Consider the following 25,412-nt stretch of genomic DNA (forward strand, 5'->3'; position numbering starts at 1 on the left):
TCACTAAGGCCTGCGGCGTCAACCGCGATTGCCCACTGCAATTCTCGTTACGCATGCAACCCCTTGGTCGCTCGGGGCTTTCGCATCTGTTGGCGGAACGACGATAGATAGCCGCCGAACCAAGGAGGAGCATGTTGCAGACGATCGACTACGGCCTACCCGATCCATCGGGGCTGCTGCCCGCGCGGCCCATCAAGGTGCGACGGACCGGATTTGCCGATCATTATCGGTTGCTGGTGTTCAGCATCCTGCTGGGTTTCGGCGCGCTGGCTATCGTCGCCACCATCTGGCCGGGCCTGTACACTGATTACCGTATCCTGCGTGCCCCGGTCGAGGTGCCGCAAGCGTCGATGGTCGATGGCGAATGCCGGATGCGCAAGTTCAGCGTCCGCTGCAATGCGACCATCGCCTATCCCAGCGACGGCGCGATCCAATCGCGGGCGGTCAGCTTTTCCTACATGGCGTTCAGCAACGAGGATCGCGAAACCCGTATCGTCGCGGAACGTGGCAACCCAGACAACATCACCCTGTCGCTGGCGATCGAGGAGTTCTGGAACCGCTTCCTCGGCTCGCTGCTGGTCGTGGTCGTCTTTGCGGTGTTTTCGGTCCTGATGATGCGGCGCGTCCTGCATCAGTCGGCTTCGATCAAGGCCATGCGCCACCCGGCGCCGCTGCGGCCGGTCTGGGCACGCATCACCCAGCGCACCGACAAGAAGGACCGCAGCCGGATCACCTATGCGCCGATCGACCCGGCACTGACCGGCAAGGCGATCGCCAGCGGCTTCGCCAAGAACGAGCGGCCCTGGACGCATTACGACCCCACGCAGGACGAGACGTTCACCCTGGCGGTGGTCCACCCCGCTGCCACGCTGCCGGTTCTGCTCGACGAGCGACTCGATCGACTGGATTTGACGCCAGACGAAGCCGAGGTCATCCGCGCCCGCCGCGATGCGCTGTTGCCTCCGGAACCCGTCGTCTGATGCTCAAGGGGCGGGGACTACAGAAGACCCCGCCCTTGCTTTGGCGATCCATCCAGGGGGCAAGACCTTCGCGCGCTTGGTCGAGCTATGCTATCCTGCGCACGTCAGCATCGCGGGAGGATTGCCCATGCCGATCAAGGACCTTACCGGCCCACCCCGCATGACCGATGCGGAACGGGCGGAGATACGGGCGGCGATAACCGCCATTTTCGTAGCGGGCGGTCGCCCACCGCCGAAATTCCCTCCACTGCGCAGCGACGATGGCCTCGAACCCATAGAGCCGCCATCCGGCCCCACCCCACGCCCCCTTCTCGGCGGCGCGGAAGCGACGCCCGACTGACCGCAAATCAAAAGGGGCCGGATGCCTTTTGGCACCCGACCCTTTTTGCCGACATCCGATCCTATCGGATCAGAACGCCAAGCCCATCGCGGTCTTCACACCCGGCAGCGCCTTGACCTTGGCCAGCAGCTCCGCGTCCACCGCCTCGTCCACCGAGAGCAGCAGGACCGCCTCGCCGCCGGCCGAGCGTCGTCCGAGGTGGAAGGTGCCGATATTGACGCCCGCCTCGCCCAGCGTAGTGCCGAGGCGCCCGATGAAGCCCGGTGCGTCCTCGTTGACGACGTACAGCATCGGCCCGGCGAGGTCGGCCTCGACCTTGATACCGAACAGCTCGACCAGGCGCGGGGCCTGATCACCGAACAGCGTGCCCGCGACCGAACGCTCGCCGTCCGCCGTCGTCACCGTCACGCGGACCAGCGTGTGGTAATCACCCTCGCGGTCATGGCGCACTTCGCGCACGTCGAGGCCACGCTCCTTGGCGAGGAACGGCGCGTTGACCATGTTCACCGTGTCCGAATGGACGCGCATGAAGCCCGCAAGCACCGCACCCGTGATCGGCTTGAGGTTGAGCGCGGCGGCCGCACCCTCCGCCTCGATCGCGATGCCCGTGACCGCGCCGTGCGACAGCTGGCCGACCAGCGAGCCTAGCTTTTCCGCCAGCGCCATGTACGGCTTCAGCTTGGGCGCTTCCTCGGCGGTCAGGCTCGGCATGTTGAGCGCGTTGGTGACGCCGCCCGAGACCAGGAAATCAGCCAGCTGCTCGGCGACCTGGATCGCGACATTGACCTGCGCTTCGGTGGTCGACGCGCCCAGATGCGGGGTCGAGATGAAGTTCGGGGTGCCGAACAGCGGGCTTTCCTTGGCCGGTTCGACCTTGAACACGTCGAGCGCCGCACCACCGATATGACCCGAATCGAGCCCCGCCTTCAGCGCCTCTTCGTCGATCAGGCCGCCGCGCGCGCAGTTAATGATACGCACGCCCTTCTTGGTCTTGGCGAGGTTTTCCGCCGACAGGATGTTGCGGGTCTGGTCGGTCAGCGGGGTGTGCAGCGTGATGAAGTCGGCGCGGGCGAGCAGCTCGTCCAGCGTCACCTTCTCCACGCCCATCTCCAGCGCGCGCTCGGGCGTCAGGAACGGATCGAAGGCTACGACCTTCATGCGCAGACCCAGTGCGCGGTCGGCGACGATCGAGCCGATATTGCCCGCCCCGATCAGGCCCAGCGTCTTGGACGTCAGCTCGACGCCCATGAAGCGGTTCTTCTCCCACTTGCCGGCTTGCGTCGAGGCGTCGGCCTCGGGCAGCTGGCGAGCGAGCGCGAACATCAGGGCGATGGCATGTTCGGCGGTGGTGATCGAGTTGCCGAAGGGCGTGTTCATCACCACCACGCCCTTGGCGCTGGCGGCGGGGATGTCGACGTTATCGACGCCGATCCCGGCGCGGCCGACGACCTTCAGGTTCGTCGCGTGCTCCAGAATCTCCTTGGTCACCTTGGTCGAGCTGCGGATCGCCAGGCCGTCATATTCGCCGATGATCGCCTTCAGCTCGTCGGGCGTCTTGCCGGTGATTTCGTCCACCTCGACCCCGCGCTCGCGGAAGATCTGGGCGGCCTTGGGGTCCATTTTGTCGCTGATGAGAACTTTGGGCATGGGACAAGCTCCGGGAATAGGGGAATTTCTCCCTCTCCCCGCTGGGGAGAGGGTCGGGGTGAGGGGGTGAGGCTGGGCGACCAACTAGCCGCCTTGCCAAGCACCGCCCCTCACCCAACCCTCTCCCCAGCGGGGAGAGGGCTTTGGAAGGTCAGGCCTTGGCGGTGGCGTAGGCCCAGTCGAGCCAGGGGCCGAGCGCCTCGATATCGGCGGTCTCGACCGTCGCACCGCACCAGATGCGCAGGCCAGCGGGCGCGTCGCGGTAGCCCGCCACGTCATAGGCTGCGCCTTCGGCCTCCAGCAGCGAGGCCATCTTCTTGATGACTGCCTCGTCCGCGCCCTCGACCGTCAGGCAGACGCTGGTGGTCGAGCGGATCGCCGGATCGGCGGCAAGATGGCCGAGCCAATCGCGCTCCTCGACGATCCTGTTCAGCGCCGCCGCATTGGCGTCCGAACGCTTGATCAGCGCCTCGGCGCCGCCAAGACCCTTGCCCCATTCGAGCGCGAGAATCGCGTCCTCGACGGCCAGCATCGAGGGCGTGTTGATCGTCTCGCCCTTGAACACGCCTTCGGCCAGCTTACCCTTCGACACCAGGCGGAACACCTTGGGCAGCGGCCAGGCCGGGGTGTAGGTCTCCAGACGCTCGACCGCGCGGGGGCCGAGGATCAGGACGCCGTGCGCGCCCTCGCCGCCCAGTACCTTCTGCCACGAGAAGGTCGCGACATCGATCTTGTCCCAGGGCAGGTCATAGGCGAACACCGCGCTGGTCGCATCGGCGAAGGACAGGCCCTCGCGGTCGTCGGCGATCCAGTCGCCGTTGGGCACGCGCACGCCGGAGGTGGTGCCGTTCCAAGTGAAGAGCACGTCGTTCGACCAGTCGACCGCGTTCAGGTCCGCAATCTGGCCGTAATCGGCGCGCAGGACGGTGGGGTCGAGCTTCAACTGCTTGACCGCGTCGGTCACCCAGCCCTCGCCGAAGCTTTCCCAGGCGAGCGTGGTGACGGGCCGCGCGCCGAGCATGGTCCACATCGCCATCTCGAACGCGCCGGTGTCGGAGCCGGGGACGATGCCGATGCGGTGGGTGTCGGGGAGCTTCAGCAGCTCGCGCATCAGGTCGATGCAATATTGCAGCCGCTGCTTGCCGATCTTCGAGCGATGCGAACGGCCGAGGCTGTCCGTCGCGAGCTTGGCCGCTTCCCAACCGGGAGGCTTGGCGCAGGGGCCACTAGAAAAATAGGGACGCGCCGGTTTGGTGGCGGGCTTCGCGGGCGCAAGAGTGGCGTCAGCGGTATTCACATCAGTCATTTAAGACTCTCCTCACAGAGAGCACGCGCGGCGTTGGGACCGCGTGGCCCGTCGACGGCTCTAGCGATGTCGATCGAAGATGACAACCGCAATCGTCTTGACGCAATATTCGGCCAGTTTTGGTGCCAAACTTGCCGAAGGAGGAAAGGTAATGCTGCGCGATCCCACGGGCCTGGCAATATGGGGCAAGCGAATGGCGTGGTTGTGGCTTGCCACCGAAGGCATTCTGGCCCTGTCCTGTATCGGCGAAATCTATGTCCTGGGCGGCTTGGGTTCGCCGCCAGGCACCGCCGAAGCGATTGAAGACGCTGCCGATATTTCTGTATTGGCGAGCCTGCCTTATATGCTGGCCTATATCGTCTGCGGCATCCTCGTGGCGCGTTGGATTCACCGGATCAACCGCAACGCCCATCATTGGAGCGATAAGATGACTATCGGTCCGAAATGGAATGTCGGCTGGTTCTTCGTGCCGGGCGCCAATTTGTGGATGCCGTTCGCCGGGATTCGCCAGACCCGGGGGGCTACGATCGATTCGGAAAGCCCCGATTCGGTGCCCGTGCCAGACTGGATGCGGCTGTGGTGGGGATTCTGGCTCGCCTCGACCTTGCTCGGCAATCTGACCTTTCGCCTGTCGGTAGCGGCGAAAACGCCTGATTCGCTGATCGCGGTCGACTGGCTCTATGTCGTGTCGCTGGTCTTGGACGTACCCTTGACCATCCTGCTGTGCCGCCTGTTGGCCGACATCTCGACATTGCAGAGCCAGCGTATCGCCCGCGAAGCCGACATGTCAGGCGCGGAGACATCGCTGTTGCCCTGACCGCCAACGCCCGCATATCGAATTTCGATATTTATATTGTTCGATAATCGATGATGTATTATCGATTATCGATAGTGATTCGATATGGAGGGACAGGACGCTATGACACGCTTTGCCAGTCACATCAGCACGCTGCTCTACGCCGCGCTGCTCGCCATTCTGGCGTTCGTCACGGCCGTCATCCTGGCATCGGTCGGCGTGCTGATCGTCGATGCGATCTCGCCAGGTGCGCTGGGGGCGGTGCACGTCAATGCACAGGTGCTGGACACGAAGACCCCCGGCGTCGTGGCGGCCGTGCTGGCCGTCATGTTGATGGCCCTGGGTCTTGCCTGGGCAGCGCTACTGCCGCTGATCCAGATGTTGCGCAGCACCGCGGCGGGCGCACCTTTCACCCTCGCCAACGTCAAGCGGCTCCACCAGATCTCAGGCACCATCGCAGTCGCCTATCTGCTGCAATTCGCCCTGCCGCCGATCCTGCCCTTCGGCGCACAGGGCATGGTCAAGCCGATGGGCGTGGACGGCGTGTTCGCCATTCTGCTGACGCTGGTGCTGGCGCAGGTCTTCCGCGAAGGTGTGCGCCTGCGCGAAGACGCCGAGGGCACGATCTGATGGCGATCCGCATCAACCTCGACCGGCTGCTGCTCGACCGGCGCATGTCGCTGACCGAGCTGGCCGAGCGGGTCGACCTGACGCTCGCCAATCTGTCGATCCTGAAGACCGGCAAGGCCCGCGCCATCCGCTTCACCACGCTGGATGCGATCTGCACCGCGCTCGACTGCCAGCCTGGCGACATATTGGAGCATGTCGCAGACACGCCTCCGCACGGCTGATCGGGGCTGGCCAAAGCGGCGGGAAAGGGAGCAAGGGGTCGCATGGTTCGCGTCCCCTTGTTTCTCGCCGTTCCGATCCTGGGGGCGGCGCTCCTTTCCGCCTGTGGTCGTCCCGACCGGCCCGTTCAGCAGGCTTCGCGCCCCGAACCTTACCGCCCGCCGATCCGCGAAACCGCGCAGTGCGAGGCCGATCTGCGGCGCGAGGGGGTGGAGTATCGCCGCCTGCCCGACAAGGAACTGGGCCCCGGCTGCGGCCTCTACGGCACGGTGCAGCTGACCGATATCGGCGTGCCGGTCACCGGCGTCACCGCGATGCGGTGCGGCAATGCGCGCGCCTTTGCCGGATGGGTGAGAAACGCCGTCGCACCCGCCGCCTGGCAGATCCTCGGCTCGCCGCTGGCCAAGGTCGAGGGGATGGGCACCTATGCCTGTCGCAACATCGTCGGGACCAAGCGGATCGGCGACCGGCGTTCGGGCCATGCACTGGCCAATGCGGTCGATGTCGGCGGCTTCGTGCTGAAGGACGGGCGGCGGATCACCCTGCTGAACGACTGGTATTCGAGCGATCCACAGGTGCGGCATTTCTGGACCGTCATTCGCGCCTCGGCCTGCAAGCGCTTCGGCACGGTACTCAGCCCCGACTATAATGCGGCGCATCGCAACCACCTGCATCTGGAGGACGATAATGCGCGCTTTTGCCGGTAGCGCAGGGGCGTGGGATATCCTACATCATCCAAAATGACCGATAAAACCCAAGTACCGAACCGCGTCTTCCCCAATGCCAGCCAGGACGCCGAGAGCGCCAAGACGATCGTCTCGACGCCGCAGACCGAAAGCCCCGCCTACACGCTGGCCTTTCAGGACATGGACTTCCTGCTGCGCGAAGACCTTCGCCCCGTCCGTTTCCAGCTGGAACTGCTAAAGGCGCAGTTGCTGCTCGAAGAGGCCAAGATCGCCTCGACCTTCGTCTTCTATGGCTCGGCGCGTATCCCGGAGCCTGCCAAGGCCGAAGCGATGCTGGCGCTGGCGCATGACGATAAGTCGCGCAAGATCGCCGAGAATCTCGTCGCCAAGAGCAAGTACTACGACATCGCGCGCGAGCTGGCCCAGATCACCAGCCGGCTGCCCCGCGACGATCGCGGCATGCGCCAGTTCGTCGTCTGCTCGGGCGGCGGCCCTTCGATCATGGAAGCCGCCAATCGCGGCGCGGCGGACGTCGGCGCCGAGTCGGTGGGCCTGAACATCGTTCTGCCGCACGAACAGGCGCCGAACCCCTATGTCACGCCGTCGCTGAGCCTCCAGTTCCACTATTTCGCGCTGCGCAAGATGCACTTCCTGCTGCACGCGCGCGCGCTGGCGGCCTTCCCCGGCGGCTTCGGCACGTTCGACGAGCTGTTCGAACTGCTGACCCTGATCCAGACGGGCAAGATCCAGCCCATCCCCGTCCTGCTGTTCGGCCGCGCCTTCTGGGAACGCGTCGTCAATTTCGAGGCGCTGGTCGAGGAAGGCGTGGTGTCCGAGCGCGACCTGAGCATCTTCACCTATGTCGAGACCGCCGAAGAGGCGTGGGACGTGGTGCGCAACTTCTATGAGGAACGCGCCCGCAAGGAAGCCGAACAGGCCTGATCCCGCCGATCCTTATGATATCCATAAGGCCCGTCTTCGCGAGAAGGCGGGCCTTGTCGTTGTAGCGGCTGGTCGCGCGCCTCGAATCCCGACATAGCCTGCCCCATGTCCGTCCTTCGACTCGCTCCCGCCTGGGTTCGGCGCAAGGTTCGCGCCAGTGAAGCGAGCCTGGTTCTACTGGCCATCGCCATCGGCGCGGGGGCCGGATTGCTCAGCGTGGCGCAGGGCGCGGTCGCCCGCACGCTGCAACACTGGCTGTTCGCGCTGGAATCGGACCAGCGGTTGAGCGCCACCGCGACCATAGCGCCGATTGCCCTCCTCGCCCTGCCCTTTGGCGGCCTGATGCTGGCCCTGTTCTCGCGGGCGACGCGCGCACGCAAGCGGCGGCTGGTCGATGCGGTCGAGGCCAATGCCCTGCATGGCGGTCGCCTGTCCTGGTCGGACAGCCTGGTGATTTCCGGGCAGACGATCATCTCCAACGGTTTCGGCGCGTCGGTGGGGCTTGAGGCCGCCTATGCGCAGCTCGGCGCAGGGTTGGCGTCGATCGCGGGCGGCTGGCTGAAGCTGCGACGCGGCGACCTGCGCGTGCTGGTCGGTGCGGGCACCGGCGCGGCCATTGCGGGAGCGTTCGGCGCGCCGCTGGCCGGGGCCTTCTACGCCTTCGAGATCGTGATCGGCGCCTATACCCCCGCCGCCATCGCCCCCGTCGCAGCGGCGTCGCTGACCGGGGTATTGGTGGCGCAGATGCTGGGTGCACAGCCCTACATCGTCAACGCCGTCGCGGGCGAGCCGGTGCTGAGCCATCATTATCTTCTCTATGCGGGACTGGGCGCCATCGCCGCGCTGCTCGGCATCGTCCTGATGCGCGCGGTCGCCGAGATGGAAACGCTGACCCGCCGCCTGCCGGTCCAACCGTCATGGCGGCCGGTACTGGGCGGGTTCCTGCTGATCCCGCTCGCGATACTGACGCCGCAGGTGCTGTCGGCAGGGCACGGCGCGCTGCATCTCGACCTGGAATATGGCTTGCCGCTCAGCTTCCTGGCTGCGATCTTCATCATGAAGAGCGCCGCGTCGGTCGTCTCGTTGGGTTTCGGATTTCGCGGCGGGCTGTTCTTTGCCTCGCTGTTTCTGGGCAGCCTGTTGGGGCATATCTATGCCGACCTGATCGCCTGGGGCGCAGGGTCGGCGATCATCGATCCGCAGAATGCCGCGTTGGTCGGCATGGCCGCCTTTGCGGTCGCGGTCGTCGGCGGGCCGATGACCATGGCGATGCTGGTGCTGGAGGCCACCCACGACTTCTCGCTGGCGGGCGCAGCGATCGCCGCCTCGCTGGTCACGACGACGATCGTGCGCGAGACATTCGGCTATTCCTTCTCGACCTGGCGGCTTCACCTGCGCGGCGAGACGATCAAGAGCGCGCGCGATGTCGGCTGGATACGCACCTTGACCGCGGGCCGCATGATGCGCCGGGTGGAACGCGCCACGCCCGCCGCGATGAGCATCGCCGAATTCCGCCGCACCTTCCCGCTCGGCTCGACCAGCCGGGTCGTCCTGATCGACGAGCAGGATCATTATGCCGGAGTCGTCCAGACCGCGCGCGCCTATGCCGACGGGCTCGATCCGGCGGCCGCGATCGGCACGCTCGCCATCCACCGCGACCATGCCCTGCTGCCCGATGCGGATATCAAGGCGGTGATGAGCGCGCTGGACGCCGCCGATGCCGACGAACTGGCGGTGATCGATACCGACCGCGCGGTGCTGGGGCTGTTGTCCGAACCCTATGTCCGGCGGCGTTATGCCGAGGAACTCGACAAGGCGCAGCGGGAATTGTTCGGGGAGCATTGAAGGTCGTTCGGGAATGCTTGGCTCATGCCGCCCGCCCCTCGGCCTTCATTGCCTCACCCAACCTGGACCGGATCGACATTCTTCCTATTGCTCCCCTGCAAGGCGCGGTGGCAGGCCGAAGGCCTGACGGCGAGGTGGGGCAAGAGGATGGGAATGGGAGCAGCGCTTTCCTAGCCCCATAGAAAAAGGGCCGGACGTTTCCGCCCGGCCCCTGTTCCCACTAGCCTGTTCGGCTTACGCCGCCTTCGACCGCGCCGCGCGCTTGCGCTCGTTCGGGTCGAGGTAGCGCTTGCGCAGACGGATCGACTTCGGGGTCACTTCGACCATCTCGTCGTCGTCGATATACGCGATCGCCTGCTCCAGCGTCATCTTCTTCGGCGGGGTCAGGCGGATGGCGTCATCCTTGCCGCCCGACGCGCGGAAGTTGGTCAGCTGCTTCGCCTTCATCGGGTTGACCTCGAGGTCATCCGTCTTGGCGTTCTCGCCGATGATCATGCCCTCATAGAGCGCCTCGCCGTGACCGACGAACAGGATGCCGCGCTCTTCGAGCGGACCCAGGGCATAGCCCTGCGCTTCGCCGGCGCCGTTCGAGATCAGGACGCCGTTCTTGCGGCCTTCGATCTTGCCCTTGTGCGGGCCATACTTCTCGAACAGCCGGTTCATGATGCCGGTGCCGCGCGTGTCCGACAGGAACTCGCCGTGGTAACCGATCATGCCGCGCGAAGGCGCCGAGAAGGTGATGCGGGTCTTGCCGCCGCCCGAGGGACGCATGTCGGTCATCTCGGCCTTGCGCAGGTTCATCTTCTCGACGACCGTGCCCGAATATTCCTCGTCCACGTCGATGATGACGGTCTCGTACGGCTCGGTCTTCTTGCCGTCCTCGTCCTCGCCGAACAGCACGCGCGGGCGGCTGATGCCCAGCTCGAAGCCTTCGCGGCGCATCGTCTCGATCAGAACGCCCAGCTGAAGTTCGCCGCGACCGGCAACCTCGAAGCTGTCGCGGTCGTCGCTCTCGGTGACCTTCACCGCGACGTTCGATTCCGCTTCGCGCATCAGGCGGTCGCGGATCATGCGGCTGGTGACCTTCGAGCCCTCACGGCCCGCCATCGGCGAGTCGTTGACGGCGAAGCGCATCGACAGCGTCGGCGGATCGATCGGCTGCGCCTTCAGCGGCACGCTGACCGAGGTGTCGGCGATGGTGTTCGCCACCGTGGCGACCGCCAGACCCGCCAGCGAGATGATGTCGCCTGCCTTGGCTTCGTCGACCGGCACGCGGTCCAGGCCACGGAACGACATGATCTTCGACGCACGGCCGGTCTCGACGATGTTGCCATCGGCGTCGAGCGCGTGGATCGCCTGGTTCAACTTGACCGTGCCCGAGTTGACGCGGCCGGTCAGGATACGACCGAGGAAGTTGTCGCGGTCGAGCAGCGTCACCAGGAAGGTGAAGGGCACGTCCTCGACCTCGACCTTCGGGGCGGGCACGTGGTTTACGATCGTCTCGAACATCGGGATCAGCGTGCCTTCGCGCGCGTCCATGTCGGTCGAGGCATAGCCGTTGCGGCCCGAGGCGTAGAGGACCGGGAAGTCCAGCTGCTCGTCATTCGCGTCGAGCGAGACGAACAGGTCGAACACTTCGTCCAGCACTTCCTGGATACGCGCGTCGGCGCGATCGACCTTGTTGACGACGACGATGGGCTTCAGGCCCAGCGCCAGCGCCTTGCCGGTCACGAACTTCGTCTGCGGCATCGCGCCTTCCGACGAATCGACCAGCAGGACGACGCCGTCGACCATCGACAGGATGCGCTCCACCTCGCCGCCGAAGTCGGCGTGGCCGGGGGTGTCGACGATGTTGATGCGGATCGACTCGTCGCTGCCCGGCGGAGTCCAGTCGACCGAGGTCGGCTTGGCGAGAATGGTGATCCCGCGCTCCTTTTCCAGGTCGTTGGAGTCCATCGCGCGCTCTTCGACGCGCTGGTTGTCGCGGAAGGTGCCCGACTGGCGGAACAGCTGATCAACCAGGGTCGTCTTGCCATGGTCGACGTGCGCGATGATCGCCACGTTGCGGAGGCTCATGCAAATTTCTCTTGTTCGGAGGGTATGTCGCCGCGCGCCATAGCCGAAAGCCAAGCAAAGCGAAAGGGCGGCGCGGATATTGCGGCGCACAAAGGTTTTCCGTCGCCAAAACGTGTGGAGAGGCGACCGGTTCCTCCCCGGCACGGGGAGGTGGCAGGCCGAAGGCCTGACGGAGGGGGACTTCCCCTAAGGACGCCATTCGCGGCGCGCCCCCTCCACCATGCTGCGCATGGTCCCCCCCCCCTTGCGGGGGAGGAACTTACTTGGCCTTCGGCACCACCTTCAGCGTCCAATCCGTATCCGGCCGCAGATATTTCGCCGCGACCGCCTGCAAGTCCGCCGGGCCGATCGACACGAAGTCCTGCGCCAGCCGCCTGGTCGCCTCGATCCGCTGCGGGTCGTACGCCGCGCCGCCCAGCCGCTGCATCCAGAACATGTTGCCCGACGCCATGCGCGCCAGTCGCTGTGCCATGGGCCTCTTGATCCGCTGCAACTCGTCGGCGTCGATCGGCTTGGAGGCCAGATCGGCCGCGATCGAGCGCGCGGTCGCCAGGAAGAAGTCGACCTTATCGGGCGCAACCATGCCGATCGCGATCATCCGCCCCCCGCTGGGCAGGCCGATCGGCCACTGGCTGGCGACCTGCGGGCTATAGCTGGCCCCCGCCTGCGAACGCAGCCGGTCGAACAGCCGGTCGGCAAAGACCTGGGCCAGCACGTCCAGCCGGTTACGGATGCGGTCGTCGGCCGAACCGCCGCCGGTCGGCCAGGCGATCACCGCCGCCGCCTGGTCGGCCGGGCCGGTATGCATGCGCACCACCGGCTCCGCGACATGCGCGGGGAAGTGGATAGGCGGCACCGGGCCGACCGTCGCGGGTCGCGCCGGGATCGCGCCGAGGCTCTCGGCCACCGCCTTGATCGCGTCATCGGCCTTCACATCGCCGAACACCGACACTTCGATCGGGCCCGAGGCGAGCAGCGGGGCCCACAGCGCCTTGAAGGATTCCGGCGTGGTCGCCGCCACCGCCTCCCGCGGCGGCGTACCCCAGCGCGGATCGCCGTCGCGCAGCATCCGCTCCAGGTCATGGCCCAACACTCCGTCGGGCGAGGCGTCGAACCCGTCATAGCCCGCCAGCATAGCCGCCTTGGCGCGGGCCACGGGTGCCGGGTCCCAGCGCGGCGCGATCAGCTTGGCCGCGATCAGCTTGAGGTTGTCGGCATAATCGCCCGGCGAAGACAGCGCGTTGAAGGCGAAGGCATCGTCATCGATGTCGAAATCCATGCCCATCGTCCGCCCGGCGGTCAGCCGGTCGAGATCGCCCTGGTCGAACTTGCCGATCCCGCCGGCGACCAGCGCCACATCGGCGGCCCAGGCCGGGCTTTCCTTCGTCGCGGGCAGTGCGTCGTAACCGCGCCCGAACCGGACGCGCAGATAGACGCGCCCCGTCTCGCCATCATTGGCCAGCAGGAGAAGGCGGACGCCATTGGCGAAGGTGACCTTTTCCAGCCCCAGCTCGGCGATCTTCTCGCGCGAGACGACCTTGCCGGGTGCGCCCAGCCTCGGCAGTTGCGCGAAGCTGATCTTGCCCTGACGGCGGCGCTGCTCGGCGAGCGGGCGGACATCGGCCTTCAAGGCGGCGGTCAGCTTGGCGACTGCATCGGGTTGTGCCGTGCGGGTGTTGACCAGCCCGCGGGTCGCGGTGCCCTGGAATATCTTGCGGGTCGACGCCAGCACGGTGTCGGGCGTGAACATCTTCGCCGCCACCGCCTGCTTGAAGATCTGGTAGCTGGTTTCGGGCGCGGTCACCGTCTCCCGGATGTCGAGCGCGCCGACCATGTCGTCGGCCTGCTTCGATCCCGCCTCGACCCGCGCAGTGTCCACCTGGTTGCGCAGGATGGCATCGTAATCGGCCAGCTCGCGGTCGATCTCGGCCTGGCTGGGCGGGGTCGCCATCGCATCGGCGACGACGGCGCGCACGTCCTTCAGCGCGGCTTCCCAATTGTCGCCGATCGGCACGACATTGACCGTCGTCAGATTGGCCGAGCGCGACACATCGTCGAGCGCGACGCTGGCCTGGAGGAAGCTGCCCCCTGCCCGCGCCCGGTTTTCCAGGCGACGGCTGATCAGGCGGGCGGCGACCATGTCGACCATCCGCTTCTGGTTGAAGATCGCGGTGTCGTCCTGATACTTCCACGGGCGCAGCACCGCCATGGCGACGACCGGCGGCATCGACGGCTCGACCAGCGTGCCCGCAACGGGCGCATCGGCCTTGGGCGTACCGAAATCGGGATCGGGCGGATTGGGGCCGACGCCCTGCCAGGACCCGAAATTCTTGGTGACCAGCTTGGCTAGCAGCGCCGGGTCCATGTCGCCGGAGATAATGACGACCGCGCGCTCCGGGCGATACCAGCGGTCGTGGAACGCCTTCACCGTCTCGGGCGTCGCGGCCTCCAGCGTCTGGAGCTGGCCGATTGGCGAACGCTCGGCGAGCGGCTGCCCGGCAAAGAAGGTTTCGCGCAGCTTGTCCGAATAGCGGACCTGCGGCCCCGGCTGCTCGCGCCGCTCGGCCAGCACCACGGGGCGTTCGGCCCCCAGCGACTGGGCGGTGATCGAGGGCGCGGCCATCATTCCGCTGAGGATCTTCAGGCTCTCGTCCAGCCCCGCCTCGGTCGCGCCGGGCAGGTCGAGCTGGTAGACGGTCTGGGTCGGGGTGGTGGACGCGTTGGAGTCCGAGCCGAAGGTCGCGCCCAGCCGCTGCCAGATGCGCTTGGCCTCGCCGTCCGGCACATGCTGCGATCCGCGGAAGGACAGATGCTCGATCAGATGGGCAAAGCCGCGCTCCGAATCCTGCTCGTTCAGCGAGCCAGCGTCGATTCGCACCCGCACCGCCACCTGCCCCGGCGGCACGCCGTTGCGACGCACCGCAAAGCGCAGCCCGTTGGCCAGCCGCCCGAACTTCCACATCTTGTCCTGCGGCAGGTCGGAGCCCTTGTAGAGCCAGGGCGACTGATCGACGCCGGGGATCGGCGGCAGCGGGGCGAGCGGATCGGCGGCCTGGCCGACGACCGCGACGGGCACCGGCAACCCCTGGGGCACCGATCGATTGTCGGTGGGCCTGGGCTGGCTCGGCTGGCCCTGGGGGACCTGACCGATAACGGGAATCGCCAGCCCGAGAAGGGCCGACAGAGCAAGACTGCGCATCGCGCGGGACGGAAACGCCATGCCCCCTCTTACCCCGGCGGAACGCGGATCACCAGCCGCCCCTAAATCGCCCCAATGCGACTCGGCAAAGCACCTGTGCCGCCATCATTTCGACCCAGTGGCCGCCTAGAAGAACACCGCTGCACCAGCGTCATACGGGCCGTCGAAGCCCGATGCGCAAAGGGGCAGGCCGGGGATGGTCGGAAACGTGATGAGCAAGACGATGAAGGCGCACGCCCCGCATCAGGGCACCGCCACAATATGGCCCCATTCGGGCGAGGCTGAACGGACCCTGCGGGCGGTCGCCCCCGTGCTCTCTCCGACTGTGGCACCCCAGCCAATTGCCCAGGCTCATCCCGCCCTGGCCCGTGTCTGCCGCCTGTTCGACGGGGTGATTGCCGCCTCGTCACTGGTCTCTAACGAACCGGTGCTCGACGTCCGCCAGTTCGACTGGACGGCTGGGCTTCGGCGTCAGTGGCGCGCGATCCGCGAGGACGCCGTGGCCTTGACCGGCATGGTGCGGTCCTGCGGGATCGTGCCGCTCCGCCCCGGCACCGCGGCGCTGCGCCAATGCCCCGGCCTGTCGGCGGCGCTGGACGGCGTGCCCGGCCTGCACGACGCGGCCATCGGGCTGCTCGCGCCGGGCACGCATGTCGCGGCGCGGCGCGGCCCGACCAAGGCGCTGCTGACCTGTCACCTCGGCCTGGTGGTGCCGCGCGATGGCGATGCCCGGATGCGGGTTCGCGACCGGATCGTCCGCTGGGCGGAGGGCGAGACGCTGGTCTTCGACGACAGCTATCCGCACCAATTGTGGAACGAGGCGGAGACGCCCCGCATCATCCTGCGCCTGCGGTTCGCGCGGCCGCTGCGCCAGCCGGGCCGGGCGGTCGCGGACGGCGTGGTGCGGTTGCTGGGCGAGGCGGCCTAAAGCCCATCGACATTCGAGCGGTGCAGTCTTCATGACGGCTCCTGCAAGCCAAGGAATAGCAGGCGCGTCGCATCATGGCCGCACCATACCGACGATTGCGCACCGGAAACGCATCCTTTCCCGGACCCTGCTTGATCCCCGTCGCGACCCGCGCCACATGGGGGCCATGCTGATCGAGACCGAACCGACGCCCAATCCGGCGACGCTGAAATTCCTGCCCGGCCGCAAGGTCATGGACAGCGGGACCCGCGACTTCGCCTCGCCCGAGGAAGCCGCCGCCAGCCCGCTGGCCGAGGCGATCTTTAACTTGGGTGACGTGACCGGCGTGTTCTTCGGCCGCGACTTCGTATCGGTGACGATCGCGCCGGGGGCCGAATGGTCCGACGTGAAGCCCGACGTGCTCGGCATCCTGCTCGACCATTTCTCGGCGCAGATGCCGCTGTTCCGCCAGGGCGCGGCCGATTTCTTGGTGCCCTCCGAAGATAGCTTTACCGACGATCCCGAAGATGCCGACATCGTGGCGCAGATCCGCGAGCTGATCGACACGCGCGTGCGGCCTGCGGTCGCCAATGACGGTGGCGACATCGTCTATCGCGGCTTCGACAAGGGCAAAGTCTATCTCAAGATGCAGGGTGCCTGTGCCGGTTGCCCCTCGTCCACCGCGACGTTGAAGAACGGCATCGAGCAGCTGCTGCGTCACTATGTTCCCGAGGTCACCGAAGTGAAGGCCGTCTGATGAACCCGATCGACGACGCCAGCCTGGACCGGCTGTTCCGCGAGGGCCGCACCTTCAACCATTATCTCGACACGCCCGTCGGCGAGGACGAGATCCGGGCGATCTGGGATCTGATGAAGATGCCGCCGACCTCGACCAACCAGAGCCCGGCGCGCATGGTCTGGTGCCTGAGCGAAGAGGCGAAGGAAAAGCTCGCGTCCTGCGCCTCGGACAGCAATGCCGACAAGATCCGCAACGCGCCCACCGCCGTCGTCATCGGCATGGACGAGAATTTCCACGAGCATCTGCCCCAGCTGTTCCCGCATATGGATGCGAAGAGCTGGTTTGAGGGCGATCTGGAAAAGCGCCGTGGATCGGCGATGCAGAGCAGCAGCCTGCAGGGGGCTTATCTGATCCTCGCCGCACGCGCGCTGGGGCTGGATACCGGGCCGATGGCGGGGTTCGACAAGGCCAAGGTCGATGCGGCCTTCTTCGCCGACCAGCCGGGCGTGCGGTCGAACTTCATCGCGACGCTGGGGTACGGCGATCGCAGCAAGCTACACCCGCGCAACCCCCGGCTGGCGTTCGAGCAAGCCAACCGCATCGCCTGAGCCGAACTTGCGCACGCTGGTCATCGACACCGCCACCGCCGCCTGCTCGGTCGCGCTTCTCGACGGCGACCGGGTGGTCGCGCATGGCCATGACGTGGTCGGGCGCGGCCATGCCGAGCGGCTGGTGCCGATGATCGCGGCCTTGCCCGATGGCGGCCGGGCGGAGCGCATCTTGGTCGATTGCGGGCCGGGCAGCTTTACCGGCATCCGCGTCGGCATCGCGGCGGCGCGCGGGCTGGCGCTGGGCTGGGGCGTGACCGCGACCGGCTATCAGTCGCTGGCGCTGGTCGCCGCCGCCGGGTTCGCCGCGCGCGACGATGACGCGTTGACCGTCGTGCTGGAGGGTGGGCATGGCGAAGTGTTCGTCCAGACCTTTGCCCGCGACCTGACCGCCCTCTCCCCTTTCGCCTCTCTGAAGCCCGATGCCGCGCTTGCCGCACTCGAAGGCCGGGTCGCGATCGGCAACGGCGTGCGCTGGCTGGCCGCATTGTCACCCGATCTGCCGGTGGTCGAGGCGCTGCCCGATGCGTCGGAGGCATGGCGGCTGCCCGGCGACCTCACTGCCCTGCCTCCGCGCCCCGTCTATGGCCGCGCGCCCGATGCCAAGCTGCCCGGCGGCGTCACGCCCCCGGACACCATCGGTCTCGGGCCCGCCTGATGGCCAGCATCGGCATCTCGCTTCGCCCCGGTGACGCGCGCGACGCCGGTGTCGTCGAACAGGTCATGACCGCCGCTTTCGACCCGCAATGGGGCGAGGCCTGGAACCGGTCGCAACTGCTTGGCGTGATGGCGTTGCCCGGCATCAAGCTGCTGATCGCCGAGGCGGGCGAGGAACCGGCGGGCTTCGCGCTGACCCGTGCAGTGCTGGACGAGGCGGAGCTGCTGCTGCTGGGCGTCGCGCCCGATCATCGTCGTGCACGGATCGGCAGCCAACTGGTCGAGGCGGTCGTCGCCGACTGCGCCGATCAAGGCGTGACGACGCTCCATCTGGAGGTGCGGTCGAACAATCCCGCCGTGCAATTCTACGCCGCCCACGGCTTTGCCAAGTGCGGCGAGCGGCGCAATTACTATAAGGGTGCGGACGGGCGGCACTACGACGCGCACACCTATCATCGGTCTATCGGCTGACCCGATCACAGTTTCCGGGTTATTGCGAGTCGCTATCCCCTTTTCGCAATTAGGCTTTAGGGGTAGAGAGGGGTTTGCCCGAGGAGTTGAAACGTTACCATGGCCCGCAAAATCGATCTCGAAGCGCTGTGCGCCCAAAAAGGTCTGCGCATCACCGAACAGCGCCGCGTGATCGCCCGCGTCCTGTCGGAGGCGGAGGACCATCCTGACGTCGAAAAGGTCTATGAGCGCGCCGCCAAGATCGATCCCGGCATCTCGATCGCGACCGTGTACCGCACCGTCCGCCTGTTCGAGGAAGCGGGCATCCTGGACCGCCACGACTTCGGCGACGGCCGCGCCCGCTACGAGCCTTCGCCCGAGGCGCATCACGACCATCTGATCGATGTCGAAACCGGCCGCGTGATCGAGTTCGTCGACCCCGAACTGGAACAGCTGCAAAAGGCGATCGCCGAGAAGCTGGGCTTCCGTCTGGTCGACCACCGCATGGAACTCTACGGCGTCAGCCTCGACCGCAAGGGATGATGGCGGTCGCCACTTCGACCGACGCCGACAGCAAGGGCGGCCTGCGTGCAGCGGGTCGCCTTTTGTGTATCGTGGCCGTGCTGCTGGTCGCGCTGGCGCTGCATGGGACATGGCGGGCGCTGGGTCGCTTTTCGCCCTGGCCGCGCCGCTTCCTGCGCCGGGTGGCGATCATCCTGGGCGCGGACATTCGCGTGGTCGGCACCCCGCTGCGCCGCGATGCCATGATCGCCGCCAATCATCTGAGCTGGATGGATATCCTGCTGCTGGCGGGCACGTCGGGCACACGTTTCGTGGCCAAGGCGGAGGTCGCCAGCCAGCCGCTGATTGGTTGGCTGGCCAGCCTCAACCGCACGCTCTTCGTCGAGCGCGGTGACCGGCTGGGCGTCGGCGATCAGGTCGCGACGATCCGCGCCGCCCTGACCGAGGGGCAACCGCTAGCGGTGTTTCCCGAGGGGACGACCGGTGACGACCTGGGCATCCTGCCCTTCAAGCCTGCGCTCTTCGCCGCGCTGGTCCCGCCGCTGCCCGGTATTCGGGTGCAGCCAGTGCGGATCGACTATGGGACGGCGGCGGCCGACTTGGCCTGGCTCGGCACCGATCCGGGTGATGCCCATGTCAAACGGGTGTTGCGGCGGCGGGGCCGGTTCACCGTCACGCTCCATTATCTGGAGCCTTTTGACCCTGCCGACTTCCCCGACCGCAAGGCGATCGCGGCGGAGGCCCGGCGGCGGATCGTCATGTCCTGAAATAGGCCATCGCCTTGCCCGGGTCGGCGCGGTAGCATCCGCCGACCATTCGGGGGGAAGCCATGCTCAAGACGATTCTCGTTGCCGCCAGCCTGATGACCGCCACCACCGCGAGCGCGCAGATGGCCAACCCCTGCCCCGGCGGCACCCAGCCCGCCACCATCCGCCACAACTAAGATCAAGCCCGGCCAGTGGGCGACCTTCGCCAAGGCGGTCGCCGCGCATAACGCATGGTACACCAGCCACAACGATCCGACACGCACCACCCTGCTCCGCGTGTTGACCAAGGGGACCAGCGGCCCCACCGTCACCGATGCCGAAGCGGTGACGATCACCCGCTATGGCCCGACCATGTCCCAGGCGGCCCGCGACGCGGCCTATTCCGCCTTCACCGACCTGTACCGCCAGAGCAGCGACATGGCCGACGAAACCCGCGTCTGCCTGCCCAAGGGCTAAATCTATTCCTCCCCTGGAAGGGGAGGAATAGCGGGCATACGCCCAACGCTGGCGACCGCACGCGATTTGCGATAAGGGGCGCGGATGCCCGCATCCCCCAAGACCTTCCACGTCAAGTCCTTCGGCTGTCAGATGAACGTCTATGACGGCGAGCGCATGGCCGAGCTGATGGCCGCGCAGGGCCTGTCGACGACCGACGATGCCAGCGCCGCCGATCTGATCGTCCTCAACACCTGCCACATCCGCGAACGCGCGACCGAGCGGGTCTATTCGGAGATCGGCCGTCTGCGCAAGGACGCGGGCGAGCAGGGCCGCAAGCCGATGATCGCAGTCGCGGGCTGCGTCGCCCAGGCCGAGGGGGCGGAGATCGTCCGCCGCGCCAAGGTGGACGTCGTCGTCGGGCCGCAGGCCTATCACAACCTGCCCGAGCTGGTCGCCAAGGCCGCAGCGGGCGAGGCTGCGCTCGACACCGACATGCCGGTCGAATCCAAGTTCGGCCATCTGCCGGGCCGTCGCAAGGTGAACCCTTCGGCCTTCCTGACCGTGCAGGAAGGCTGCGACAAATTCTGCACCTATTGCGTGGTGCCCTATACGCGCGGGGCGGAGGTCAGCCGGTCCTATTCGGCGATCATGGACGAGGCGCGGTCGCTGGTCGATGCGGGCGCGCGCGAGATCACGCTGCTGGGCCAGAACGTCAATGCGTGGAACGATGCCGACGATCGCGGCCTGCACGGCCTGATCCGCGAGTTGGACCGGATTTCCGGGCTGCACCGCATCCGCTACACGACCAGCCATCCCAACGACATGACCCAGGGGCTGATCGACGCGCATCGCGACGTCGAAAGCCTGATGCCTTTCCTCCATCTGCCGGTGCAGTCGGGCAGCGACCACATCCTGAAGGCGATGAACCGCCAGCATACACGCGACAGCTATATGCGGGTGATGGACCGGGTGCGCGCCGCTCGCCCCGACATCGCGCTGTCGGGCGATTTTATCGTCGGCTTCCCCGGCGAAACCGAAGCGGATTTCGCCGACACGCTGAGCCTGGTCGATGCGATGGGCCATGCCCAGGCGTTCAGCTTCAAATACTCGCCCCGCCCCGGCACCCCCGCCGCGACGATGGCGGATCAGGTCGCGGCCGAGGTGATGGACGACCGGCTCCAGCGCCTGCAGGCCGCGCTCAACCGCGACCAGCACGCGTTCAACCTCGCCAGCGTCGGGCGAACCTGCACCATCCTGCTCGAACGACGCGGCAAGCTGCCCGGCCAGATGCTCGGCAAGTCGCCCTGGCTCCAGTCGGTCCACCTGATCGGCGACCACCAGATCGGCGACCTGGTCGAGGTGGAACTGGTCGCGGCCGGGCCGAACTCGTTGACCGGGCAGGCGAAGGCCAAGGCGGCGGCGTAAGCGCCAAACTTCGTTCAGGCTGAGCGAGGTCGAAGCCTACGCCCGCACTTCCGCGATTTTGTTCACGCGGAGGCGCGGAGATGTCTGGCCTGCCGATGGTTCATCCGGTCTTCGCGGCCGGGAGACATTGTCCGACCGCCTGAGGCAGACAGGCCAAGATTGCGGCTGGATACACCCTCTCCGCGCCTCCGCGTCTCCGCGCGAACAAATCTTCTTAGTCGCGCAGAGGCGCAGAGGACGCAGAGGAAGAGGAATGTCTTCCGATCGCCACGCCATGCTCTTCTTCTCCGCGCCCTCTGCGCCTCTGCGCCTCTGCGCCTCTGCGCGCAAAAAGCCTCATCCCGTCATACCCATGTCACGCAATTTCGCTGGCGTTCCGGTCCTGCCGCCCCCATCTTGGTGGCGACCACAGACGGTGAAAGGACCGCATGAGCCGCAAGCCCCTCCCCGCCCAGGCCGGTGAACGCAGCCGGGCGGAACTCAGCTTCGACAAGCCGCAAGTGCTGGCGCAGCTGTTTGGCCAATATGACCGCAATCTGGTTGCATTGGAAAATCGATTGGGCGTCTACATCACCGCACGCGGCAACCGTGTCGGGCTGGAGGGAACCGCCGAGCAGGTCGCGCTGGCCCGCGACGTGCTGAACGATCTCTATGCCCGTATCCAGCGCGGCGAGGAGATCGATACCGGGCTGGTCGACGCCTCGATTGCGATGGCGTCCGAGCCGACGCTTGACGGTATCCTCAGCGCCGAGCGCAGCTCGACCCCATCGGTCATGATCCGCACGCGCAAGAAGACGATCGTGCCGCGTACCCCCGCCCAGGCGCATTATATGAAGGAGCTCGTGTCCAACGACATGATCTTCGCACTCGGCCCGGCGGGCACCGGCAAGACCTATGTCGCGGTCGCGCAGGCGGTGGCGCAGCTGATCACCGGCTCGGTCCAGCGGCTGATCCTGTCGCGCCCGGCGGTCGAGGCGGGCGAGAAGCTGGGCTTCCTGCCCGGCGACATGAAAGAGAAGGTCGATCCCTATCTCCGTCCGCTCTACGACGCACTGCACGACTGCCTCCCCGCCGAACAGGTGGAGCGGCGGATCGCCAGCGGCGAGATCGAGATCGCGCCCATCGCCTTCATGCGCGGCCGGACGCTGGCCGATGCCTTCGTCATCCTCGACGAGGCGCAGAACACCACCCCCGCGCAGATGAAGATGTTCCTGACCCGCTTCGGCCAGAACAGCCGCATGGTCATTTGCGGCGATCCCAACCAGGTCGACCTGCCCGGCGGCGTCGCGGCATCCGGGCTGGCCGATGCCGTGCGTCGCCTGGAGGGCGTGGAAGGCATCGCGATGAGCCGCTTCACCGCCGCCGACGTGGTTCGCCATCCGATCGTGGGGCGGATCGTTGATGCCTATGAAGGGCCGAACGCCTGATCCGGCTTTCGCCCACACCTGCTTTCGATGGCGTAACGATGGAACTGTTGTTAGGGGGCGGCGATTTTCACCCCGTCCGCCCCCATCACCCCGAAAGGCTCCGATGATCGAGATTGCGCTGATCCATGAAGAGCCTTGGTCCGGGGACGAGGAAAGCTGGGAAGCGCTCGCCACCCGTGCCGCGCGTGCCGCAGTCGAGCGCACGCCGCATGGGCCGCTGCTGACCACGCCTGCGCTGATCGAGATTTCGGTCCGGCTGACCAGCGACGAGGAGGTTCACGCCCTAAATCGTCAGTATCGGCAGAAGGACAAGCCGACCAACGTCCTGTCCTTCCCCATGGTCCAGCCCGACCTGATCGAGACGGTGACGCAGAACTCCGACGACGGCGAGGTGCTGCTCGGCGACATCGTGCTGGCCCACGGCGTCTGTGTCGCGGAAGCGTCCGAGCGCGGGATTTCGCCCGAAACCCATGCGACTCATCTGCTGGTGCACGGCGTGCTGCATCTGCTAGGCTATGATCACATGAATGATGACGAGGCCGAAGCGATGGAAGCGATCGAACGCGACGCGCTGGCCAGCCTCGGCATCGCCGACCCTTATCTAGTGCGCGAGGACTGACACCCCCCGATGGCCGACGGCCCGAGTAGCAGCACCGGCAACGGTGACTCCAACGAAAACAGCATCTGGCAGGGGCTGAAGTCCCTGATCTTCGGCGGCGAGCAGGAAGAGTCGCTGCGCGACCAGTTGGAAGACGCGATCGACCGGCACGAAGGCGATCCCGGCCCCGATGCCAAGGGCGACCTGACCCCGCTGGAGCGGCAGATGGTCCGCAACCTGCTGCATTTCGGTGAGCGCGATGCCGGCGACGTGGGCGTGCCCCGCGCCGACATCATCGCGGTCGAAGAGCGGACGACCTTCGACCATCTGGTCCAGATCTTTGCCGAGGCCGGACATAGCCGCCTGCCCGTCTATCGCGAGACGCTCGACCAGATCATCGGCATGGTCCACATCAAGGACGTGTTCAACATCCTGGCGACCGGCGCGGAGCATCCCGCCACCATCGCCGGGCTAATCCGCGATCCGCTCTATGTGCCGATGTCGCGCGGCGCGCTCGATCTGCTGGCCGACATGCGCCAGAAGCGGGTGCATCTGGCCGTCGTGCTCGACGAATATTCGGGCACCGAGGGCCTGGTCACCATCGAAGACCTGATCGAAGAGATCGTCGGTGAAATCGAGGACGAGCATGACGACGCGCCGCAGGCGCTGCTCGTGCCGCTCGACGGCGGGGCCTGGGACGCCGATGCGCGCGTCAGCCTGGAAGAGGTCGGCCGTGCGGTCGACCCGGCGCTGGAAGAAGCCGAGGACGATGTCGATACGCTGGGCGGCCTGACCGCCGTACTGGCGGGCCAAGTGCCCGAGGTTGGTACCTGTATCGACCACCCCAGCGGCTGGCGGATCGAGGTCACCCAGGCGGATGAACGCCGTATCCATCGCCTGAGGCTGCATCCTGCGGTAGCGGCGGAGGTGGAGTAAGCGAGGCTCGGACGGACGACGCCTTCCCTCACCGTGGGGGCGTCGGCTATACGCCCCTGCCGAGGCGCACGGACAGCTAGGACCATCACGTCCTTTCACGCCGTGTCACGTTCCTATTCAAGCAGTGATGCAATCGATCACATTGGTCGACACAATGCGTTGGCGCGGCTGGCATCACCGACCTATGCCAAGCATCAGGCCGTATGGCTTCCCAAATCGAGGGCGCGAGACAATCTCCCTAACGCTTGCGCTCTCGAAGGCCGCCGGTGCGCTCCCCGTGACACCGGCGGCCAACGGCATTGTTCAGGTCGTAAACAGCGTATCGACATGACGGGCCGCGACGACCCAGCGGTAAAAAGCGTCGATCAACACATATCGGAAATATAGTGGCTCGACTTCGACACGTTCGGGATTTCCCAGGCAATGTTTCGCGCGGTCGAGAATGCGGTAGACATATTGGGTCTGCAGCAGCGCGTCGCCATGCGCGTGCACCAGACGCGTCGTTTCATCGGGTTCCGACCGTACCAGACACTGGGCCACATGAGCGCGGATACGCTCATCGGAATAGGCATATTGCAGCCGAACCTCCTCGCTGGCTTTCAATCGTGCCATCACGGCGGGGTCGTCGACATCTTGCACCGTCAGTTTCGCATCCGGTGCAAAGCGCATGATCGCCGCCTCCAAGATGGCACCACGATCGTAATTGCTACGGCACACGGGTATGTCCGCGACCGTATAGGCCTGCCAGCAACTGGCCAACGTGGGCGGCGGTGGCGTGGGAGCGGCTGGCATATCAGGCCAGCAAGCCATATTGGCGCGAATGAAGCTGTCCATCGCCAGCATGGCTTTCGGCGTGTTGGGCTGTCCATCGATGACGCGGCGCAAGATCTTCGGAGGAAAGAAAGGCGCGCAGCGGACAAACATCTGCGCCTTTTCGTCAAGCACCCGGTTGACCTGCCTGTCACTTTGGATCGTGATCCCCGGCGGCGGCGGAGCCTTTCTCGGAGGTAACCGGTCTGCCTCTACGACGATTTCGCGGTTTTGCTCCTTGGGCGCCGTAGCTGGAGAATTTTGCGCTACCGCTGATAGGTTGGTCAACGTCAGGACACAGATCGACCAAGCGGACAGCTTTAGAAACAACCTCATGCGCATGCCATGCCCTCCCAAGCTTTCATCGCGCCAACGCAATGATGACGATACGTGTGACGGACCGCCAGCCAATTTTGCGCCCACGCCCCTTCCCCCCGCCCCTCGCAGGGCCTATTCCTGTCC

24 protein-coding genes are annotated in these 25,412 nt (G+C 66.3%); 19 read left to right on the forward strand and 5 right to left on the reverse strand.

Features of this window, described 5'->3' with window-relative positions; genetic code table 11:
• Positions 1–131 precede the first annotated feature (131 nt).
• Positions 132–980 (forward strand): hypothetical protein, encoded by an 849-nt coding sequence (locus tag SB4_RS04035; protein ID WP_058751521.1) that lies wholly within the window; start codon positions 132–134, stop codon positions 978–980.
• 409 nt (positions 981–1,389) lie between these two features.
• Here the strand turns inward: SB4_RS04035 and serA are convergent, their stop codons facing one another.
• Complete coding sequence (serA, locus tag SB4_RS04040) at positions 1,390–2,967, reverse strand: phosphoglycerate dehydrogenase (RefSeq protein WP_058751522.1); 1,578 nt, start codon at positions 2,965–2,967, stop codon at positions 1,390–1,392.
• 151 nt (positions 2,968–3,118) lie between these two features.
• A complete protein-coding gene (locus tag SB4_RS04045; protein WP_058751523.1) occupies positions 3,119–4,273 on the reverse strand; it encodes a phosphoserine transaminase in 1,155 nt (384 codons plus the stop codon).
• 79 nt (positions 4,274–4,352) lie between these two features.
• Here SB4_RS04045 and SB4_RS04050 point away from each other — a divergent pair, with 79 nt between their 5' ends.
• The 6 genes from SB4_RS04050 (at position 4,353) to SB4_RS04075 (ending at position 9,391) form a co-directional block, all read left to right on the forward strand.
• Positions 4,353–5,090: a DUF4328 domain-containing protein gene (locus tag SB4_RS04050; protein WP_082669943.1), complete on the forward strand. Its 738-nt coding sequence runs from the start codon at positions 4,353–4,355 to the stop codon at positions 5,088–5,090.
• A gap of 102 nt (positions 5,091–5,192) precedes the next feature.
• Positions 5,193–5,699 carry a DUF2975 domain-containing protein gene (locus SB4_RS04055; RefSeq protein ID WP_058751525.1) on the forward strand — a complete coding sequence of 169 codons (507 nt, stop codon included), beginning with the start codon at positions 5,193–5,195 and terminating at the stop codon, positions 5,697–5,699.
• A complete protein-coding gene (locus SB4_RS04060) occupies positions 5,699–5,920 on the forward strand; it encodes a helix-turn-helix domain-containing protein (RefSeq protein WP_058751526.1) in 222 nt (73 codons plus the stop codon). Before SB4_RS04055 ends, SB4_RS04060 begins: the two co-directional genes overlap by 1 nt.
• Positions 5,921–5,962: 42 nt before the next feature.
• Positions 5,963–6,625: an extensin family protein gene (locus SB4_RS04065; protein WP_058751527.1), complete on the forward strand. Its 663-nt coding sequence runs from the start codon at positions 5,963–5,965 to the stop codon at positions 6,623–6,625.
• 33 nt (positions 6,626–6,658) lie between these two features.
• Positions 6,659–7,546 carry an LOG family protein gene (locus SB4_RS04070; RefSeq protein ID WP_058733971.1) on the forward strand — a complete coding sequence of 296 codons (888 nt, stop codon included), beginning with the start codon at positions 6,659–6,661 and terminating at the stop codon, positions 7,544–7,546.
• Between the two features lie 105 nt (positions 7,547–7,651).
• On the forward strand, positions 7,652–9,391 hold the full coding sequence (locus SB4_RS04075) for a chloride channel protein (RefSeq protein ID WP_058751528.1): 1,740 nt from the start codon (positions 7,652–7,654) through the stop codon (positions 9,389–9,391).
• A gap of 234 nt (positions 9,392–9,625) precedes the next feature.
• Here SB4_RS04075 and typA read toward each other — a convergent pair whose 3' ends face one another.
• Both typA and SB4_RS04085 read right to left on the reverse strand, forming a co-directional pair.
• Positions 9,626–11,467 carry a translational GTPase TypA gene (gene typA / locus SB4_RS04080; RefSeq protein WP_058733973.1) on the reverse strand — a complete coding sequence of 614 codons (1,842 nt, stop codon included), beginning with the start codon at positions 11,465–11,467 and terminating at the stop codon, positions 9,626–9,628.
• A gap of 259 nt (positions 11,468–11,726) precedes the next feature.
• On the reverse strand, positions 11,727–14,687 hold the full coding sequence (locus tag SB4_RS04085; RefSeq protein ID WP_058751529.1) for a M16 family metallopeptidase: 2,961 nt from the start codon (positions 14,685–14,687) through the stop codon (positions 11,727–11,729).
• 190 nt (positions 14,688–14,877) lie between these two features.
• On the opposite strand from SB4_RS04085, the gene SB4_RS04090 reads away from it, so the two are divergent.
• The 12 genes from SB4_RS04090 (at position 14,878) to SB4_RS04140 (ending at position 24,140) form a co-directional block, all read left to right on the forward strand.
• Positions 14,878–15,594, forward strand: a complete 717-nt coding sequence (locus SB4_RS04090) for an aspartyl/asparaginyl beta-hydroxylase domain-containing protein (RefSeq protein WP_193753730.1) — start codon at positions 14,878–14,880, stop codon at positions 15,592–15,594.
• A gap of 166 nt (positions 15,595–15,760) precedes the next feature.
• A complete protein-coding gene (locus SB4_RS04095; RefSeq protein WP_058751531.1) occupies positions 15,761–16,330 on the forward strand; it encodes a NifU family protein in 570 nt (189 codons plus the stop codon).
• A complete protein-coding gene (locus tag SB4_RS04100; protein ID WP_058751532.1) occupies positions 16,330–16,920 on the forward strand; it encodes a malonic semialdehyde reductase in 591 nt (196 codons plus the stop codon). The genes SB4_RS04095 and SB4_RS04100 overlap by 1 nt, the downstream gene beginning before the upstream one ends.
• 7 nt (positions 16,921–16,927) lie before the next feature.
• On the forward strand, positions 16,928–17,578 hold the full coding sequence (gene tsaB / locus SB4_RS04105; protein WP_058751533.1) for a tRNA (adenosine(37)-N6)-threonylcarbamoyltransferase complex dimerization subunit type 1 TsaB: 651 nt from the start codon (positions 16,928–16,930) through the stop codon (positions 17,576–17,578).
• Positions 17,578–18,048: a GNAT family N-acetyltransferase gene (locus tag SB4_RS04110; RefSeq protein ID WP_058751534.1), complete on the forward strand. Its 471-nt coding sequence runs from the start codon at positions 17,578–17,580 to the stop codon at positions 18,046–18,048. Before tsaB ends, SB4_RS04110 begins: the two co-directional genes overlap by 1 nt.
• 99 nt (positions 18,049–18,147) lie before the next feature.
• The gene (locus SB4_RS04115; protein WP_007406973.1) at positions 18,148–18,570 is read left to right on the forward strand and encodes a Fur family transcriptional regulator; all 423 of its coding nucleotides are present in this window, start codon (positions 18,148–18,150) and stop codon (positions 18,568–18,570) included.
• Positions 18,567–19,316, forward strand: coding sequence for a lysophospholipid acyltransferase family protein (locus tag SB4_RS04120; RefSeq protein WP_058751535.1), 750 nt, complete (start codon positions 18,567–18,569; stop codon positions 19,314–19,316). The genes SB4_RS04115 and SB4_RS04120 overlap by 4 nt, the downstream gene beginning before the upstream one ends.
• 276 nt (positions 19,317–19,592) lie before the next feature.
• A complete protein-coding gene (locus tag SB4_RS19460; RefSeq protein ID WP_153006059.1) occupies positions 19,593–19,772 on the forward strand; it encodes a hypothetical protein in 180 nt (59 codons plus the stop codon).
• An 84-nt stretch (positions 19,773–19,856) separates the two neighbouring features.
• Complete coding sequence (miaB, locus tag SB4_RS04125; RefSeq protein ID WP_082669946.1) at positions 19,857–21,179, forward strand: tRNA (N6-isopentenyl adenosine(37)-C2)-methylthiotransferase MiaB; 1,323 nt, start codon at positions 19,857–19,859, stop codon at positions 21,177–21,179.
• A 428-nt stretch (positions 21,180–21,607) separates the two neighbouring features.
• Positions 21,608–22,606 carry a PhoH family protein gene (locus SB4_RS04130; protein ID WP_058751536.1) on the forward strand — a complete coding sequence of 333 codons (999 nt, stop codon included), beginning with the start codon at positions 21,608–21,610 and terminating at the stop codon, positions 22,604–22,606.
• A 103-nt stretch (positions 22,607–22,709) separates the two neighbouring features.
• Entirely contained in the window at positions 22,710–23,225 is a 516-nt protein-coding gene (ybeY, locus tag SB4_RS04135) for an rRNA maturation RNase YbeY (protein WP_058751537.1), read from the forward strand.
• A gap of 9 nt (positions 23,226–23,234) precedes the next feature.
• Positions 23,235–24,140, forward strand: coding sequence for a hemolysin family protein (locus tag SB4_RS04140; RefSeq protein WP_058716008.1), 906 nt, complete (start codon positions 23,235–23,237; stop codon positions 24,138–24,140).
• A 303-nt stretch (positions 24,141–24,443) separates the two neighbouring features.
• On the opposite strand, the gene SB4_RS04145 is transcribed toward SB4_RS04140, so the two are convergent.
• Entirely contained in the window at positions 24,444–25,286 is an 843-nt protein-coding gene (locus SB4_RS04145; RefSeq protein WP_153006060.1) for a hypothetical protein, read from the reverse strand.
• Positions 25,287–25,412 lie beyond the last annotated feature (126 nt).

The sequence above is a fragment of the Sphingomonas sanguinis genome, assembly GCF_001476905.1.
Classification (GTDB): domain Bacteria; phylum Pseudomonadota; class Alphaproteobacteria; order Sphingomonadales; family Sphingomonadaceae; genus Sphingomonas; species Sphingomonas sanguinis_B.